The sequence below is a fragment of the Rhodococcus sp. IEGM 1305 genome, assembly GCF_030058635.1.
Lineage (GTDB): Bacteria > Actinomycetota > Actinomycetes > Mycobacteriales > Mycobacteriaceae > Rhodococcus_F > Rhodococcus_F opacus_D.
Genome location: NZ_JASHKX010000001.1, coordinates 417681 through 434219, shown reverse-complemented (window position 1 = coordinate 434219; position 16539 = coordinate 417681). Strand labels below are relative to the sequence as shown.

Here is a 16539-nt window from a genome sequence, read left to right as displayed (position 1 = left end):
ATTCCGTGTAGAGTCCAAGACTTAATTAAGCTTGTTTAGGTGATTCAGGCACATAGTTCCGAGGAGGGGTCGTGGAGCTCCGTCACCTGCACGCGTTTCTCGCGGTCGCGGAAGAACTGCATTTCGGGCGGGCCGCCGAACGTCTCCACGTGGCGCAGTCCCCGCTCAGCCAGACCGTGCGGGCCCTCGAACGGGAACTGGGAACCGATCTGTTCGTCCGCACCACCCGCTCCGTGCGGCTCACGGCCGCCGGCGAGGCGCTGGTGGGTCCGGCCCGGACCATCGAGGCGCAGGTCGGGATCGTGAAGGGCATCGCGCAGGCGGCGGCAGCCGGGGAGACCGGCCGCGTCACCGTCGGCTTCGGTGGCGCGGGCGGCTACACGGTGCTGTCCGTTCTCGCCCGCTCCCTCGCCGACGCCTACCCCGGCATCGAACTGGACCTACGCCCGCAGATGTACTCCGGTGAGGTGCTCGACGCCCTCACCCGCGGAACCCTCGACATGGGCATCGTGGGGTTGCCGATCCCGCGGGGCTTCGCCACCCACACCGTGCGCGTTGAGGCACTGATGGTGGCGGTCCCGGCCGGGCACCGTCTCGTCGACGCGGGCGCCGTCGTGCCGCAGGAACTGGCGAGCGAACGGTTCGTGATCTACCCCGCCGAACACGGTTCCGTGGTCCGCGACGCGACGCTCGCACTCTGCGCGGCAGCAGGATTCGCCCCCGTCGTCGCGCACGAGGCGCCCGACCCGTACAGCCTGCTCGCGATGGTCGGCGCCGGGGTCGGCGTCGCCGTCGTGGTGGATTCGACCGCGCACCTCACGATGGACGGTGTCGAATACCTGCCCATCGCCGGCGACGCCCCCACCCTCCCCATCGCCATGGCCTGGCAGGACGCCAACCCCTCACCTGCAGTGCAGACGGTCACCCGGGTACTGCGCGAGGTGATCGGGGAGGTCGGGTAGCTCCGGCCGCGCCAACGCCGAGAGGCGGTGCCCCGTCGCCGGGACACCGCCTGTTCAGGACGTTCAGTAACTCGCCGCCGACGCGCCGATGGCGTCGGCCGCCGCGGACACGGGCGCACGCTGCGAACCCGCGACCATGAGCGAGACGAGATCGAACACCACGGTAGCCGCTGCAACACAAGTGATCTCGGCGTGATCGTAGGCTGGGGCCACCTCGACGACGTCGGCGCCGACGACATTGAGCCCGGTCAGCTGACGCAGCAAGCAACTGGCCGACGGGCGCCGCAACAGGGCCGACAACCTAACGGTCCGTGTCCCCACCCACCGAGTGGGAACAGCAGCCGCCACCGGACTGGTCGTCGGCGCCGCTCAGCGGCGGAGCGCGGCCGCGGAAATAGGTAGCCCCGCCGCCGCAAGGCGATCACACACATCAGCCGGGGTCCCGGGTGGATTACGCCAGGCTGTGGCCGTCGCGCTGACCGCCTGGTGGACCCGTACCCCGTCGAGGTGGAACAGATCCATCACGAACTCGTCCGGATGCTTTGCCTCGATGCCAAACTGCGCCAGCTCCGCATCGGGGAAGTCCCGCAGATTCGCGGTGACGATGACCTGGGCGCCGGCGCGGATCGCCGCGGCCAGCACATGCCGGTCGTCCTCATCCGGCAGTGTGAGTGCGGGGATGAGTGTCTCGTAGCCGGTGACCAGGCAGTCCGGTACCGCCCTATTCATCAGCTCCCGCAGCTTCGTCAACGTCCCAGTCGGGATGTCCGGGCGATTTTCAGCCAAGTTCTCGAATGTCTCGTCCAGGATGCGATCCGTCCACCGGGCATGCACCAGGCCGGTCTGCGCGAGCCCGGATCAGCACGTCTCGTAAAACATTCGGGTACAGGACATTCGCGTCATAGAGCACGGTGAAGGTCACGTCAGTACAGTCCGAGGTCTTCCGTCAGGGCCGCCAGCTCGTCCGCGGCGGCACGCGAGGCCCCCAGCTGCGTCCGCTGGTAGGCGAGCAAAGACGATGCGAGGATCCGGCGATGCCGGCCTACCATTCGGTACTCGATGTGCCCCTCGTCGAGGAGCTTGATCACATGCGGGCGCGAGACATTGAGCATCTGCGCAGCCTGCTGGGTCGTCAGCTCCGCGTGCGCCGGGACGACGGTGACCCCCTGCCCGGCGGCCATATTCGCCAACACCTCGCGGATCAGCTCGAGCGCCGCGCGAGGAAGATGCACCGACTCCGCGGTGCCGGCCACGGTCACATCGAGGGTCTCCCCCGCCGGATCGACGTCACGAAGCAACTGCAGGGCCTGTCGGGCCTGCTCCTGCTCGACAACGGTCGGCTGATCATGCGCTGCGGACATCACGCCACCTCCTAAACGAAATATACGCAACAAACGAAACAACCGCAACGGCGGCCGGGCGACGTCAGCGACGCCACCCTCTGTCCAGGATCGCCCCGGGAGGGGTTGGAACCGGTCGCTCCCCGTGAATTAGCGAACCAGCGGTCGACCGCGATTGTCAGCTCCACCTCGACCGGTGCGTCGAGGGGCAGGGCCGCGGGATTGTCGAGCGTGGCGGACGCTCACACTCTGGTCGACCGGCAGACCGTCATGTATCGCATCCGCAAGGTCGAGGCGCTGACGTCCCGCGATCTGGCGGATACCAACTCTCTCTCCGAACTCTGGCTCGCCGTGCGCGCCGCGGAACTCCTCTACACCCGGGACGGCGACTGGTCGGAGTCCAAGCCGACCCCGTGACTACCGCCGTCCCGCCCGATGGATCGTCCGAACGAGAAGGTCGACACTGCCGGCACGCTCAGGCCGACACCGAGAAGACGTCGGCCAGGTGGGTGATTCGCAGGGCACGCGCGAGCTTCGGGCGATCGCTGCCGTCGGCGATGTTCTCACCCTGCGCGCCGAGGTGTGCGATGACCTCGGCAGCCCAGGCCACATCGCTCTGTAGCGGGGACAGTTCGCGATTGACGATCGGTGTGTGGCCGACATGCATGCAGAGCTTGCCGGTCATGCCCATCGACCTGGTGACGGCCAATGCCTCGGACAGATCGGGTTCGCCTGTCAGGCAGGGGCCGTCGATGGGACCGGGGAGTCCGGCCGCCCGACTGGCGACGACGAGCCGTCCCCGTGCGTAGGCCATCGCGTCGGGGTTGGCGCCCGCATTGGTGTCGCGGCGGAAGTCGCCGGTGCCGAATGCAATTCGGGTCGTGGCATCGGCCGAGGCGATGTCGAAAGCGAATTCGACGCCACGCGCCGATTCGACCAGGGCGAGGATCGGGATGCCGGGCAGCTCGGCAGCCGTGCGATCGATGTGGTCCGCAGATTCGGCCTTGGCGAGCATCACGCCACTCAGTCCCGGGAGCCCCCGGATCGCGTCCAGATCAGCGGTCCAGTCCGCGGTGGTGACGTCGTTGATGCGCACCCACCCGGTGCCCCCACCGGCCAGAAAACGCGCAACGTCTTCGCGGGCTTGTGTTTTCGAGGACGGAACAACACCGTCCTCGAGGTCGAAGATCACCGCGTCTGCCGCCGAGTTCGTGGCTGCGGCGAACTCGTCCGGACGTGAGCCCGCGACCAGGAGCCAGGAGCGCGCATGTGTCGCGGGGACTATGGCGGCTTGTGCCGACGATGTGAGGGTCATCCGATTCTCGTTTCCTCTCGATGTGACTTCTACTCGGGCGAGGACTGCGCTGTCCTGTATTCGAGGTGCTGGTTGTGAAGCGTCGATCAGTGCGCGGCGACACCGGTGAGATGGTCGAGTGCGGAGAATTCGCTGTCCACGGTGGGCGCGGTGAGCAGGCCGGCGAGTCGCCGGGGGGACAGGATGTCATCGACCTGCGCGCGAGTGAGCAGACCGTCGTCGACGGCGAGGTCGCCGACGTAGGCGCCGGTCGCCAGCGCCCTCTTGGCGATATCCGCGCTGGCGGCATAGCCGATGAACGGCGAGAGCGCGGTGACGATGCCGATCGAGCGCCGAACACCCCGCTCGAGGTGGTCGCGGTTGGCGGTGATCCCGTCGACGCACTTCACCGCCAGGGTGTCCGATGCCGCGGCCAGGTGCGTCGTCGAGCGCAGCAGGCTGTAGACGATCACGGGTTCGAACGCGTTGAGCTGGAGTTGCCCACCCTCGGCGGCCATCGTGACCGTCAGATCGTTGCCGATCACCTCGAACGCGACCTGGTTCACCATTTCGGGGATGACCGGGTTGACCTTGCCGGGCATGATCGACGAACCGGCTTGGGCCGGAGGCAGATTGATCTCACCGAGTCCGGCGGTCGGCCCGGAGGAGGTGAGCCGCAGGTCGTTGCACGTCTTGGACAGTTTCACGGCGACACGTTTGAGGATTCCGGAGACCTGCACGAATGCTCCGCAGTCCTGGGTTGCCTCGATCAGATTGCCGGCCGGGACGACCGGTTCACCGGTCAGCTCGCGCAAGTAGTTGCAGGCGAGCGCGGAGTACTCGGGATGTCCGTTGATCCCCGTGCCGATGGCGGTGCCGCCGAGGTTCGATTCCAGCAGCAGAAGCGCTCCCTCGGAGAGCCGGGCGCAGTCCTCGTTCAGCATGATCGAGTAGGCGGCGAACTCCTGCCCCAGGGTCATCGGTACCGCGTCCTGCAACTGAGTGCGACCCATTTTGACGATGTCGTCGAATTCGATCGACTTGCGCTCGAACGACTCCGCGAGCCGACCGAGCGACGCGATCAACATTCGGAGGTGCTCGACCAGCGCGAGCTTGATCGCGGTCGGGTACACATCGTTGGTGGACTGACCCAGGTTCACGTGAGCGAGCGGGTCGAGTTCGGTGTAGGCGCCGCGCCCGAATCCGAGGATCTCGAGTGCACGGTTCGCGATGACCTCGTTGACGTTCATGTTCGACGAGGTGCCCGCCCCGCCCTGGATCGGATCGATCGGAAACTGGTCGAGCAGTGCCCCGGCGCGAATCTCCGTGCACGCGGCCACGATCGCATCGGCCCGCCGGTCATCGAGGAGACCCAGGTCCCGGTTCGCCAGGCAGGCAGCCTGTTTCACGGTCGCCAACGCCGCGACCAGTGCCGGGTACTGACCGATGGCAGACCCGGTGATCGCGAAATTGTCCATCGCCCTGGCGGTGTGGACGCCGTAGTACGCCCCCGCCGGTACCGCCAGATCTCCGATCGAATCGTGCTCGATCCGCACATCGCTGTCGCTCAACTTTTCCACCAACACCCAACTCGCCGTTCTACTTGACAGGGACTATGACGTCGATCACTGTTGTCGAACAGTACACCACATCCAATATATTGGAGCTGTTGAATGACGACAACCCGAGCCATCCCCGCTGACTCCGCGACCGCACCCGAGGACGCCGACGCGTCTCGCACACCACGCAGGTGGTGGAAGTTCTGGAAGCTGCCGATCGGCGTGCAGTCACTGATCGCCGTCGGCGTCGGCGCACTCATCGGCACGTTCGCCCCCGCCGTCGGCGAGCAACTCAAACTGGCCGGCGACGTGTTCCTCAACCTGGTTCAGATGATCGTCGTCCCCTTGGTCTTCCCGCTCATCGTGCTCGGCATCGCGCGTATGGATTCGGCGAAGAAGGTCGGGCGCATGGCCGCCAAGGCGATCCTGTATTTCGAGGTCGTCACCACGATCATCCTGCTGATGGCCGTCGCGCTTGCGAAGCTGCTCGACATCGGTTCCGGCGCCCCAGTCGCCGGCGCCGACGGTGCGTCCGTCGAGACCCTCGAGCAGGGCATCGACTTCCACGAACTACTCCTGCACGCTGTTCCCAAGAACGTCTTCGCCGCCTTCGCGGAGGGGAACCTGCTGGCAGTGATCGTGTTCGCCGGGTTCGTCGGCGTCGCACTCGCCGCGATCGGTGAGCAGTCGAAGCCGATGACGTCCGTGCTCGACTCACTCGCCAGCGCGATGTTCAAGGTGGTCGGTTACGTCATTCGCCTCGCGCCCCTCGGGGTCCTGGGCTTCATCAGCTACGACGTCGCGCACTACGGGTTCGGGAACCTGTCGAGCCTGCTCGGCTTCCTCGCCGTCGTCTACGTCGGTATGGCGATCATCCTCGGCGTCATCTTTCCGATCATCGCCGCGATCTTCCGCGTCGAGTACGTCACGATGCTCAAGGCCATCGGAAATCTGGTCGGCCTCGCGTTCGTCACCCGTAGCTCCGAGGCAGTGCTCGCGCCGCTACTGCTCAAGCTCGAGGGGCTCGGCGTCAGCCGCTCGACGACCTCGTTCGTCGTGCCGCTCGGCTACTCGTTCAACACCGACGGCTCCGTTCTCTACCAGGCTGTCGCCCTGGTCTTCCTCGCCAACGCCTACGGCATCGACACCTCGATCCCCACCCTGCTGCTGATGGTCGGCGTCCTGGTCATCTTGTCCAAGGGCATGGCCGGCGTTGCCTCCGCCTCGATCGTGGTGCTCATCGCCGCAGGTAACACCATCGGCCTGCCCGCCGAAGCCGTCGCGCTCCTGCTCGGAGTGGACTTCATCGCCGACATGGCCCGCACCGCGGTCAACGTCGTCGGAAACTCCCTCGCCGCATCAGTGATCGACAAGTCCGAGGAGAAAGCCGAGGCGAAGGCCGGCCGGTCCGCCGCAACGCCGGGCGACGAACTCGGCGACAAGGTCCTCGCCGGGCGACACAACGCGGATGGGTAGCGGGGGCCCGGACAATGGACAGTCGACGAAGACGCACTCGGTATCGTCACGACAAGGCGCCAGGCACTCACCCACGCGGCCCCCGGGAGCGTGCGGCGTGCAGAGTACAGTATCCAGTATGTTGCGTGATAATCCGGTGGAGCGCCCCCGCATGAGCGACGTCGCGTTCGAGCGGATCTGCGACGCGATCGTCACCGGTGAGCTCGCGCCCGGATCCAAGGTCAAGGACAGCGAGCTGGCCGAACATCTGGGCCTGAGCCGCACCCCGGTGCGAGAGGCTCTGACACGGCTGATCGACACCGGACTCGTCGAGGCCAAACCCGCCGCCTTCACCCGGATCACCCCGCTGAACCGGGCCGATGTCGAGGCAACGCTGGCGGTGATGGAGGTCCTGGATCAACTGGCCGTGAAAACGGGGGTGCCCAACCTCACCGACGAGATGATCGACGTGATGCGCACCGCCAACGACGACCTCGCGCAGGCGATCAAGACCGACAACATCGGTGCCGCCCTCGCTGCGGACGACACTCTCCACGGCGTCATCGTCGACGCCGCAGGCAACCCACTGCTCAAACGGCTCATGCACCAGGTGCACCCGCAGATCCACCGGATCTACTACCGCAAGTTCTCCAGTCTCCGCGGCTGGCAGGACGCCATCGAACACCACGACAACTTGATCACACTGTGCGCGGCCCGGGACGAAGCGGCGGCCGCCGAAATATCGTCGCAACACCGACGGTTCCTCGGCGGCCTCATCGGCGAACTCTTCGACATCGACGAGTCCACCTCGTAACCTGCCGCTACGAACGGCCGCCGCGGGCATGATCGGTCATCACCCGCGGCGGCCGTTCGGCGCGCCGGACCAAGGCATCCAACTGCTCGGTGCCGATCGGACTGCCGGGGAATGCCGCGACGCGGTTCAGCGGCATCGAGGCGGCCATGCGCAGCAGTGACGGGTCGTCGAACACGCCCGACGCGGCGGTCTGCGCCAGCGCCTCCCCGAGGATCTCGCTCCCCACCGGATGCGCCAGCCATTCACCGATCGTGGACTCCGCCGTGAGCACCGGAAGGGGTGCGTCACCCTCGACCGTCACGACCACCTCCCCGCGCAGGTCCCGCGACGAGGCGCCGACCCACACCCGGTAGTCGCCGCCTTCGACGACCCACCGCGACAGCGCCGCATCGAAGTACGCCAGGTCCTCGAACGGAATCGGGATCCGGACGGATTCGCTCGCACCGGCCGCGATGTCGACGTTCGCGAAACCTTTCAGCTCGCGCACCGGCCTGGTCACTGCCGAACCGGGGACGCCGACGTACACCTGGACCACCTCACGTCCGTCCCGGGGCCCGGTGTTCGTGACCGTCAGCGCAACCTCGAGTCCGGCGGCGGTCCGCGTCGCGGCGGGGGCGGAATAGTCGAAGCTGGTGTACGAAAGGCCATGCCCAAAAGGGAAACTCACCGCCACGTCCCGGCTGTCGTGATACCGGTAGCCGACGAACAGGCCTTCCCCGTACCGCACGTGGCCCGCCTCGCCCGGGAAGTCGAGGTACGCCGGGGTGTCCTCGAGTCGAACGGGAATCGTCTCGGCCAGCCGGCCCGACGGGTTGACCACCCCGAAGAGCACGTCGGCGACGGCTCCCCCACCGGCCTGACCGAGGAGCCAGCCCTCCACGATCGCGGGGACTCGCCCGGCCCAACCCGACACTCGCACGACGCTGCCGTTGGACAACACGACCACGACGCGCGGGTTGGCCGCGAGCACCGCGTCGAGCAGTTCGGTCTGCGCCGCGGGCAGTTCGAGGTGTTCCCGGTCGAATCCCTCCGACTCGTCCTCCGCGGGGAGCCCGAGGAACACGACGGCGACATCGGCGGAGGCGGCCAGCGACACCGCCTCGTCGACCAGTGTATTTGTCGCGCTGACGGATTCATCGAGTGAGTATCCGGGCGCGAACGTGATCTCGGGGCCGGCGGCGAGCGTCCGAATCTCGTCGAGAGCGTTGTCGAGGCGGGTCGGGACGATCTGCGAACTGCCCGCACCCTGGTAGCGCGGAGTGCGTGCGAACTCGCCGATCACGGCGATCGTCGTGTTCGCTGTGGGATCGAGCGGAAGGATTCCGTCGTTCTTCAGCAGCACGACACTGCGGCCGGCGACATCGCGGGCGAGGGCGTGGTGGGCGTCGCGGTCGTAGTCGGCGGAGGGATCGAGGTTCGACCGCACCTTCTCGACCAGCGCGAGCACCCTTTCCGCCGCAGTGTCGAGTGCGGACTGCGCGAGGGCACCGGACTCGACCGCGGCGACGATCTGGGCGTCGGTGACCCCGTTGGTCGACGGCATCTCGAGATCGAGCCCGGCGGAGAGCGCGGCAACCCGATTCGACACGGCACCCCAGTCGGAGACGACGAGCCCGTCGAAACCCCATTCGCCGCGGAGGACGTCGGTGAGTAGCCACCGGTTCTCCGACGCGTAGACGCCGTTGATGCGGTTGTACGAGCACATCACCGTCCACGGAGCCGCGTGCTCGACCACGTGCCGGAACCCGCGCAGGTAGATCTCGTGCAGGGGCCGCGCGTCGATGTCGGCGCTCACCCGGAGCCGGTCGGTCTCCTGGTTGTTGGCGGCGAAATGCTTCAGCGACGCGCCGACCCCCCGTCCCTGCAGTCCGTCGACGAGGGCGGCACCGAGTCGGCCGCTCAGAATCGGGTCTTCGGACAGGTACTCGAAGTTGCGGCCGCAGAGCGGTGAACGCTTGATGTTGATACCCGGCCCCAGCAGGACCCCGACGCCCTCGGATTTCGCCTCGTCACCGAGGGCCTGACCGACCGCCTCGAGCAGGTCCGGGTCCCAGGTCGAACCCAGCGCGACCGCCGGTGGGAAGCACGTCGCGGGCACGCTGTCGCCGATGCCGAGGTGGTCGCCGCCGCCGGTCTGCTTCCGCACTCCGTGTGGGCCGTCGGTGAGATAGATCGAGGGGACACCCACCCGGTCGAGCGCCTTTGTCTCCCAGAAGTTCTCACCGCTGGTGAGCGAGGCCTTCTCTTCGATGGTGAGTTCGGCGGATGCGGACGAACGAGTGTCCATGGTCCCTCTCTCCGTGGCGGCCGGGGTCGGGAGCATCGTATCGGGGGGACCGTCGAATCGGTGCGACTTTCCGCCGTGCCAATACATACGTACGTATGGTTTTCCCGCCTACGACAGCCGCACCGCGACCGGCACGGATTCCCACGACCGCAGCGTGTTGTTCAGGTGCCGGCGCACCGGCCCGGCGATCTCCAGCGACTCCACCCGCGACGCCAGCGCCGTCAGCAGCGCCTCCGATTCGAGCCGGGCGACGTGCTGGCCGACGCACTGGTGAATTCCCATCCCATACCCCACGTGCCCCGACGGGTTGCGGCCGAGATCGAACACGTCCGGGTTCTCCCACCTGCGGGGGTCCCGGTTCGCGGCGCCGAGGAACATCAGGATCTTCTTGCCGTCCGGGATGGTCGCACCGCCGATCTCGGTGTCGCGGGTGGCAGTGCGGAAGAACGTCTGGACCGGCGACTCCCACCGGACCGCCTCGTCGAACGCCGTCCGGGCCAGCGTGCGGTTCTCGCGCAGCCTCGCCCACTGCTCCGGATGCGTCGCGAACGCGTAGAGCACGGCCGCGAGACCGTTGACCGTGGTGTCCACCCCCGCCGTCAGCAACGAGCGCACGACGAGCGGCGCCTGCTCGTACGTGATGTCACCGCGGTCCGCCGCCGCCCAGATCTGCGCACCGAAGCCGTCGCCGGTGAGCGCGTCGCGGGCACACTGCGCCTTCACCCAGCCGGACAGTTCGGCCACCCGCGGCGCTCCCTTCTCCACCAGACTGTTGGCGGGACCGAAACTGTTGAATGCGTGATCCCCGTACGGCAGCAGGTTCTCCCGTCCGGCGTCGGAAATGCCGACGGCATCCGGAAAGACCCGCAGCGGAAACGCGGCGGCGAGGTCGGTGACCGCGTCGAATTCGGTTGTGTTCGCGAGCAACTGGTCGACGAGGGCCTCCGCGTCCCGGAACCACGCTGCCCGCAGTTTCTGCAGCGCGCGGGGGCCCAGAATCTTGCTCAGCACCGCCCGCGGAGCGTCGTGGTGCGGCGGGTCGGCCTCGAGCAGGACACTCGGGGGACGCCACGGCGTCTCGTACCGGAAGTTGCTCAGGCCGACCCCGGCACCGGATTGGAACGATTGCCAGTCGGTCAGCGCGGCATGGACCTGCTCGTAGCGGCCCAGCGCGAAGACGTCGTACCGCCGCAGGTACACGACGGGGCCGGCATCCCGCAGATTTTCCTGGAACGGCAACGGGTCCTGCAGGACGTCGAGGGCGAACGGGTCGGCGTCGCTGACGGGCAACGCGGGAGCGGGGGCGAACATCGTCACGGTGAGTCCTTCGGGGTGGGGGTGTCAGAGGTCGAGCACGAGGCGGTCGGAGCAGGACCGGGAAACGCAGATGAGCATGCAGTCGCCGGCGGACCGCTCCTCGTCGTCGAGGACGGAATCGCGGTGGTCGGGGGCACCGGCAAGGACGGTGGTCTCGCAGGTCCCGCACGTGCCCTCGCGGCACGAGGACAGAACGTCGACCCCGGCCGCCTGCACGGCGTCGAGGACGCTGGCGCCGGGCGTCACCGTCACCGCGAGGCCGGAGCGCGCGAGTTCGACCTCGAACGGTTCGTCGCGCAGCGGCGCGCCGGTGTCCTTCGGCACGAAGCGTTCGGTCCGCAGCGTACCGACAGGCCAATCCGCGCAGCAGTTTTCGACGGCGGCGAGCAGCAGCCCGGGCCCGCAGACGTAGACCTTCGCGTCGGCGGCGGCCGCGGCGAGACACGCGGGGATGTCGAGGTGGCCCTGCTCGTCGCGAGGCACGACGGACACCCGGTCGCCGTAGGCGGCGAGTTCGTCCCGGAACGCCATGGACGTGCGGGTGCGGCCGCCGTACAGGAGTTGCCAGTCGATTCCCATCAGCTCCGCCTGGCGGACCATCGGCAGCAGCGGGGTGATCCCGATACCGCCGGCGATGAACAGGTACCTCGGTGCGGGGACGAGCGGGAAGTTGTTGCGCGGACCGCCGACCCCGACGAGATCACCCTCCGCGAGTACGTCGTGGACGTACGCCGACCCGCCCCGGCCCGCCGGTTCCCGCAGCACCCCGACCCGGTAGCTGTACGCGTCCCACCGGTCGCCGCACAGCGAGTACTGCCGCGTCAGCCCGTTCGGAAGCAGCAGGTCGATGTGGGCCCCCGGCGCCCAGTCCGGCAGGCGCCGCCCGTCGGGGTGACGCAGGGTCAGCGCGACAACACCCTCCGCGACAACCTCTTTGGCGACAACCTGTAGCGCCGCGTCCGCTGGCGCACCGGAACAAACCGGGTTCTGTGGCATCTCGACTCCTCGATCTCGCGTTTGTTCGAGGATCTTCCGAGCCGGGGGTGAGCCGCCAGATCATTTTCAATAGTTGAAAGTCGGGATGTTACCGGGGTCACTCAACGAGGCTGCCCGCCCGGACGCCGCCGAGGCTGAGTTATCAGGTGTGCGCCCTTCGGCTGATGTCTTTGTCGACGGCGGTGGCGATGTCGTGGACGAGCCGCGAGTGCCAGAGTTTGTGTGCCTCGAGGTCCGCGGTGAGCGCGTGGCAGTCCGGGCATTCCCGGGGGCTGGGTTGCGAGGTGCTTTCCATGATGCTGCGCTTTCTGGGAGAAGTGGTTCCGATTCCACCGTGGCACGGGCGGGGCGGATAGTCCACCGCGCACAGCGTCACAGACATTGGTCAGCCGCCCGCGCAATTGCGCCGGATTCCGGCAAATCCGTGGGAATCTGCCACCTGGGCTTGCCTCATGTCGACGCCGCCGCCATCACGCGGGTGATGCCCTTCGCCGCCGCCTGGAGCGCGGGGATCTGCGCGTACGCCTTCTCGTCGTTCGGCACGATGACCGACAGCGCGGCGACCACCTTGCCGTGGCCGTCCCGCACCGGGACCGCGACGCCCGTGGTGTCCGGGTAGAGGTGGCCGGCGCAGAGGATGTAGCCGTGCCGGCGCACGTCGGCGAGGACACCCCGCAGCTGTCGTGCCGTGCGAATCGTGTTGTCGGTATACACCTTCAACGGTTCGCTCAGGATGCGTTCCTGCAGCTCCGACGGTCCGTGCGCGAGCAGGACCAGCCCGGACGAGGACACGTGGAGTGGCATCCGGCCCGCGATGCGCGTGTAGTTGACCACGGCGCCCGGTGCCGTGAGCCGCTCGATGAACAACACCTCGTCGCCTTCGAGGACACCGAGCTGAGTGTGCTGCCCGACGACGGCGTGCAGGTCCTCCATGAACGGCATCGCCGCTTCCCTGAGCCCGAGGGTCGGGGACGCCCGTGACGCGACCTCCCACAGGCGGACCCCGATCCGCACCTTCCGGTCCTCACGCTCGAGCCAGCCGCACCCCACCAGCTCGTCGATCAACCGCGACGTCGTGGAGATGTGGAGACCGGACCGTCGCGCAATCTCGGACACCGTGAGCAGCGAGTCGTCCGAACGGAACGATTCGACTATCCGCACCGTCCGGGCCAGGACGGATTCGCCGGTGTGCACACGTGCCATGAGTTCAGTGTGCACACCGGCCGGCGCTCAGCGCAGGTCGCGCCGCCGGAACGCCGCCACGCCCACCACGAGCAGCACCACCGTGATCAGGAGCAGCCACACGATCGGCGTCGCCTCGAACTGCCCACCCGGCAGCTTCGGGGCGTGGCTGAACGGCTCCAGATTCAGCACCGCCTGCGGGAACTGCGCGATCGACCCGACCATGAAGATCAGGAGGAACGCGACGAGCACGCCCCACGCCACCGGCGTGAACCGCGGGACCACACCGAACAGCAGGACCGTCACGCCGGCGAGCATCCAGATCGCGGGAAGTTGCACGAGCGCCGCCCCGATCACGTCGGGCAGGGCTCCTCCCACGTCGCCGATGGATGCGCCGTACGTGAGTCCGGCGGCCGCTCCGGCCACGATCATCGCGACCGCAGGTCCGAGCAGCGCGAACAGGATGTGACTCGACGCCCACCGGACGCGGCCGACGGAACCGGCTGTCACGGGTTCGAGGCGCTGGGCGTTCTCCTCGGAGTACAGCCGCAACGACGCGGAGATCGCGTAGGCCGCGGCGGCGACCGCGAGCATCGTGAACGCGTAGCCGATGAACGATTCCTCCAGCGACTGCGAGCCGCCCATCCGGGTGATGATGTCCCGGATCGTCTGGCTGTCGCCGACCTGGCCACCGATCCCCTTCGCGGCGCTGCCGATGAGCAGGCCGTACAGTCCGAGCCCGGCGGTCCAGGCCGCGAGCGTCCCGCGGTGCATCCGCCACGCCAGTCCCAGAGTTCCGGCGAGCGCCGGCGACGCGTCCGTGGGGCCGGGGCGTTCGGCGATCAGACCGGCGCCGACATCGCGTCGACGCAGGAGAGCGTATGCCGCCCAGGTGAGTACGACTGCCGTGACGAGACTGGGGACGACGACCCACCAGCGTTCGTCGGCATACGGACGGATCTGCAGATCCCAGCCGAGCGGTGACAACCACGACAGGGTGCCGGACCCGGCGTCACCGACCGCGCGCAGCGCGAACGCGACCCCGAGCACCGTCAACGCGACGCCGCGTGCGACGCGGGCGCCGGTGCTCACCTGCGCCGCAACGGCGGCGACCGCAGTGAACACCAGACCGGAGCAGGCCAGTGACGTTCCGAAGGCGACCGAACCGCCCGCCGGAAGGTCGCGGGCGAGCAACGCTGCCGCACACAGGATCCCGGTGACGACGGACGCGCCGCCGGCGAGGAGCAGCGCCGCGGTCAGGCCCGAGTACCGTCCGACGGAGGTGGAGTCGAGAAGCTCCGCCCGGCCGGTCTCCTCCTCGGCGCGGGTGTGCCGGATGACTGTCAGGATCACCACCAGCCCGATCAGCGTGTAGTAGATGCCGGCCTTCCAGACGCCCACCGAGCCGAGGCTGGAGTTGAAGATCGGCCCGTACATGGCGATCTGCGCGGGGCTGGCCGCGGTGGTGGCCGCGAACTCCGCCAACTGGGCGTCGGAGGTGTAGATGTCGGCGATGCTCGCGACGTACAGCGCGGGCGCGAACGCGAAGATCAGGATCCACAGCGGCAGCGCGATTCGATCCCGGCGCAGGAACAACCGCAGAAAGTGCAGCGTCCCCGTGAAATCCGAGGAAGATACCGGCGCCGGTTCCACGGGCCGGTAGCGGGACACCGTTGCGGTACTCATGCCCGCACCTTCTCCACCGTGTCGGACGACGTCGTACCGTCGTCGATCTCGTAGTGCCGCAGGAAGAGTTCTTCGAGGGTCGGCGGCTGACTGACGAGGCTGCGTACCCCGGTGTCGCCGAGTACCCGGATGAGCTCGCCGAGATGTTCGCTGTCGACCTGGCAGCGCAGCGTCGATCCGTCGAACTGGATGTCCGCCACGCCGTCGATGCGGCTCAGATCGCCGGGGTCACCGAGAAGTTCGGCGGTGATCGACGTACGGCTGAGATGCCGCATCGACGCCAGTGTCCCGGATTCGACCGTCCGTCCCGCCCGGATGATGGTGACCCGCTCACACAGCGCCTCCACCTCGGACAGGATGTGACTGGACAGCAGCACCGTCACACCGCGGTCGCGGGCCTCGGCGACGCACTCACGGAAGACCTGTTCCATCAACGGATCCAGGCCCGACGTCGGTTCGTCGAGCAGCAGCAGGCGAGCGTCGGACGAGAACGCCGACACCAATGCCACCTTCTGACGATTGCCCTTCGAATACGCCCGACCCTTCTTCCGCGGGTCGAGGTCGAAACGCTCGATCAGATCCTGCTTGCGGGGCTCGTCCAGACCGCCGCGCATCCGCGCGAGGAGGTCGATGGTCTCACCGCCGGACAACGACGGCCACAGGGTCACGTCGCCGGGGACGTACGCCATGTCGAGGTGCAGGGCGACGGCGTCGCGCCACGGGTCGCGGCCGAACACGGTGGCCTCACCGCTGTCGGAGTGCAGGCTGCCGAGGAGGACGCGGATGGTGGTGGATTTGCCGGCGCCGTTCGGCCCGAGGAACCCGTGCACCTCCCCTTCACCGACCTCGAGGTCGAGTCCGTCCAACGCCCGGGTTCGTCCGAACGTCTTGACCAGGTTGCGCACTTCGATGATCGCACTCATAGCTGCTCCTAGTTCGGGGAGTCGGTATGTTCTGAGGGAGCCGCGCCCGCCTGCGCGGCGCCGTCTTCGGTGGCCAGATATGCCTCGAGCGTCGACGAATCCGGCAGCAGGCCCTCGGTGTACATCTCGAGGGCGGGCAGCGTGACGTCGGTGGCGAGGTCGCGGATGGCCGTGGCGTAATCGAGCGGAGTTTCCTTGTCGGCGCGCATCTGCAGGTAGAGCAGCATGGCGCCGACGTTGTAGAGGGTGAGGTAGCGCGCCCTCGCCTTCGGGTTGCGGCTGGGCCGGACAGTTCCGGCCGCCACGCCCATCGCGAGATACTGCTCGGTGTCTTCCACCATGTGCTCGAAGAGGGACTCGCCGAGACCTCCACCCGCCTGGAAACTCCGCACGATGTACGCGACGAGCGGGGCGTACTGCTCGATCTCGGCGAGGGCGTGCATTGTGCCCGCCGGCCCGGGGGTCGAAATCGCCTCCGCCTTCTGCTCCCGGATGATCCGCAGGACGTGGTCGTCGCATTCGGCGCGCAGGCCGTCCTTCGAACCGAAGTGGTGAATCACCAGACCGGGTGACACCCCGGCTGCGGTGGCGATCGCCCGTACACCGGTACTGAAGCCGTGATTGCCGAACACCGTGATGGCCGCGTCGCGCACTCGGGCACGCGTGGTCAGATCGGGTTGCGGGACCTCGGAACCGGCACTGGTTGAACGCATGTTTAATACGC

At 67.8% G+C, this 16539-nt stretch carries 17 protein-coding genes; 4 read left to right on the top strand and 13 right to left on the bottom strand.

Annotated features, from left to right (window positions below; all coding sequences use genetic code 11):
* Nucleotides 1-71: 71 nt before the first annotated feature.
* Nucleotides 72-962, top strand: a complete 891-nt coding sequence (locus QM693_RS02055) for a LysR family transcriptional regulator (protein WP_283351197.1) — start codon at nt 72-74, stop codon at nt 960-962.
* Nucleotides 963-1025: 63 nt separating this feature from the next.
* Here QM693_RS02055 and QM693_RS02050 read toward each other — a convergent pair whose 3' ends face one another.
* The 3 genes from QM693_RS02050 to QM693_RS02040 all read right to left on the bottom strand — a co-directional run bounded on the left by QM693_RS02050 (nt 1026) and on the right by QM693_RS02040 (nt 2323).
* Complete coding sequence (locus tag QM693_RS02050) at nt 1026-1262, bottom strand: arginase family protein (RefSeq protein ID WP_502942575.1); 237 nt, start codon at nt 1260-1262, stop codon at nt 1026-1028.
* Between the two features lie 69 nt (nt 1263-1331).
* A complete protein-coding gene (locus tag QM693_RS02045) occupies nt 1332-1796 on the bottom strand; it encodes a PIN domain-containing protein (RefSeq protein ID WP_283351196.1) in 465 nt (154 codons plus the stop codon).
* Between the two features lie 89 nt (nt 1797-1885).
* Nucleotides 1886-2323 carry a helix-turn-helix domain-containing protein gene (locus QM693_RS02040; RefSeq protein WP_283351195.1) on the bottom strand — a complete coding sequence of 146 codons (438 nt, stop codon included), beginning with the start codon at nt 2321-2323 and terminating at the stop codon, nt 1886-1888.
* 210 nt (nt 2324-2533) lie between these two features.
* Between QM693_RS02040 and QM693_RS02035 the strand changes: the two genes are divergently transcribed.
* The gene (locus QM693_RS02035) at nt 2534-2719 is read left to right on the top strand and encodes a helix-turn-helix domain-containing protein (RefSeq protein WP_283351194.1); all 186 of its coding nucleotides are present in this window, start codon (nt 2534-2536) and stop codon (nt 2717-2719) included.
* A gap of 58 nt (nt 2720-2777) precedes the next feature.
* Here QM693_RS02035 and QM693_RS02030 read toward each other — a convergent pair whose 3' ends face one another.
* On the bottom strand, nt 2778-3617 hold the full coding sequence (locus QM693_RS02030; protein WP_283351193.1) for an HpcH/HpaI aldolase/citrate lyase family protein: 840 nt from the start codon (nt 3615-3617) through the stop codon (nt 2778-2780).
* Between the two features lie 86 nt (nt 3618-3703).
* Nucleotides 3704-5152, bottom strand: coding sequence for an aspartate ammonia-lyase (locus tag QM693_RS02025; protein WP_283332309.1), 1449 nt, complete (start codon nt 5150-5152; stop codon nt 3704-3706).
* A gap of 117 nt (nt 5153-5269) precedes the next feature.
* Here QM693_RS02025 and QM693_RS02020 point away from each other — a divergent pair, with 117 nt between their 5' ends.
* Both QM693_RS02020 and QM693_RS02015 read left to right on the top strand, forming a co-directional pair.
* Nucleotides 5270-6631 carry a dicarboxylate/amino acid:cation symporter gene (locus QM693_RS02020; RefSeq protein ID WP_105418692.1) on the top strand — a complete coding sequence of 454 codons (1362 nt, stop codon included), beginning with the start codon at nt 5270-5272 and terminating at the stop codon, nt 6629-6631.
* Nucleotides 6632-6749: 118 nt separating this feature from the next.
* Nucleotides 6750-7424: a GntR family transcriptional regulator gene (locus tag QM693_RS02015; RefSeq protein WP_283351192.1), complete on the top strand. Its 675-nt coding sequence runs from the start codon at nt 6750-6752 to the stop codon at nt 7422-7424.
* Nucleotides 7425-7431: 7 nt separating this feature from the next.
* On the opposite strand, the gene QM693_RS02010 is transcribed toward QM693_RS02015, so the two are convergent.
* The 8 genes from QM693_RS02010 to QM693_RS01975 form a co-directional block, all read right to left on the bottom strand.
* Nucleotides 7432-9711 carry a glycoside hydrolase family 3 C-terminal domain-containing protein gene (locus QM693_RS02010; protein ID WP_283351191.1) on the bottom strand — a complete coding sequence of 760 codons (2280 nt, stop codon included), beginning with the start codon at nt 9709-9711 and terminating at the stop codon, nt 7432-7434.
* 108 nt (nt 9712-9819) lie between these two features.
* Nucleotides 9820-11022 (bottom strand): cytochrome P450, encoded by a 1203-nt coding sequence (locus tag QM693_RS02005; protein ID WP_283351468.1) that lies wholly within the window; start codon nt 11020-11022, stop codon nt 9820-9822.
* 30 nt (nt 11023-11052) lie between these two features.
* Nucleotides 11053-12024 (bottom strand): PDR/VanB family oxidoreductase, encoded by a 972-nt coding sequence (locus QM693_RS02000; RefSeq protein WP_283351190.1) that lies wholly within the window; start codon nt 12022-12024, stop codon nt 11053-11055.
* A gap of 142 nt (nt 12025-12166) precedes the next feature.
* Nucleotides 12167-12319, bottom strand: a complete 153-nt coding sequence (locus tag QM693_RS01995; protein ID WP_005256569.1) for a hypothetical protein — start codon at nt 12317-12319, stop codon at nt 12167-12169.
* A gap of 155 nt (nt 12320-12474) precedes the next feature.
* Nucleotides 12475-13227: an IclR family transcriptional regulator gene (locus tag QM693_RS01990; RefSeq protein ID WP_280784769.1), complete on the bottom strand. Its 753-nt coding sequence runs from the start codon at nt 13225-13227 to the stop codon at nt 12475-12477.
* A 27-nt stretch (nt 13228-13254) separates the two neighbouring features.
* A complete protein-coding gene (locus QM693_RS01985) occupies nt 13255-14892 on the bottom strand; it encodes an ABC transporter permease (RefSeq protein ID WP_283351189.1) in 1638 nt (545 codons plus the stop codon).
* Nucleotides 14889-15815: an ABC transporter ATP-binding protein gene (locus QM693_RS01980; protein WP_283351188.1), complete on the bottom strand. Its 927-nt coding sequence runs from the start codon at nt 15813-15815 to the stop codon at nt 14889-14891. Before QM693_RS01980 ends, QM693_RS01985 begins: the two co-directional genes overlap by 4 nt.
* A gap of 8 nt (nt 15816-15823) precedes the next feature.
* A complete protein-coding gene (locus QM693_RS01975; protein ID WP_283351187.1) occupies nt 15824-16528 on the bottom strand; it encodes a TetR/AcrR family transcriptional regulator in 705 nt (234 codons plus the stop codon).
* Nucleotides 16529-16539: the final 11 nt, after the last annotated feature.

Bases quoted from the DNA above. Each gene is read 5' to 3' on its own strand.
- QM693_RS01985 (WP_283351189.1), bottom strand. From the start codon at position 14,892: ATGAGTACCGCAACGGTGTCCCGCTACCGGCCCGTGGAACCGGCGCCG.
- QM693_RS02020 (WP_105418692.1), top strand. From the start codon at position 5,270: ATGACGACAACCCGAGCCATCCCCGCTGACTCCGCGACCGCACCCGAG.
- QM693_RS02015 (WP_283351192.1), top strand. From the start codon at position 6,750: ATGTTGCGTGATAATCCGGTGGAGCGCCCCCGCATGAGCGACGTCGCG.
- QM693_RS02000 (WP_283351190.1), bottom strand. From the start codon at position 12,024: ATGCCACAGAACCCGGTTTGTTCCGGTGCGCCAGCGGACGCGGCGCTA.
- QM693_RS02005 (WP_283351468.1), bottom strand. From the start codon at position 11,022: ATGTTCGCCCCCGCTCCCGCGTTGCCCGTCAGCGACGCCGACCCGTTC.
- QM693_RS01975 (WP_283351187.1), bottom strand. From the start codon at position 16,528: ATGCGTTCAACCAGTGCCGGTTCCGAGGTCCCGCAACCCGATCTGACC.
- QM693_RS02030 (WP_283351193.1), bottom strand. From the start codon at position 3,617: ATGACCCTCACATCGTCGGCACAAGCCGCCATAGTCCCCGCGACACAT.
- QM693_RS02040 (WP_283351195.1), bottom strand. From the start codon at position 2,323: ATGTCCGCAGCGCATGATCAGCCGACCGTTGTCGAGCAGGAGCAGGCC.
- QM693_RS01980 (WP_283351188.1), bottom strand. From the start codon at position 15,815: ATGAGTGCGATCATCGAAGTGCGCAACCTGGTCAAGACGTTCGGACGA.
- QM693_RS01990 (WP_280784769.1), bottom strand. From the start codon at position 13,227: ATGGCACGTGTGCACACCGGCGAATCCGTCCTGGCCCGGACGGTGCGG.
- QM693_RS02010 (WP_283351191.1), bottom strand. From the start codon at position 9,711: ATGGACACTCGTTCGTCCGCATCCGCCGAACTCACCATCGAAGAGAAG.
- QM693_RS01995 (WP_005256569.1), bottom strand. From the start codon at position 12,319: ATGGAAAGCACCTCGCAACCCAGCCCCCGGGAATGCCCGGACTGCCAC.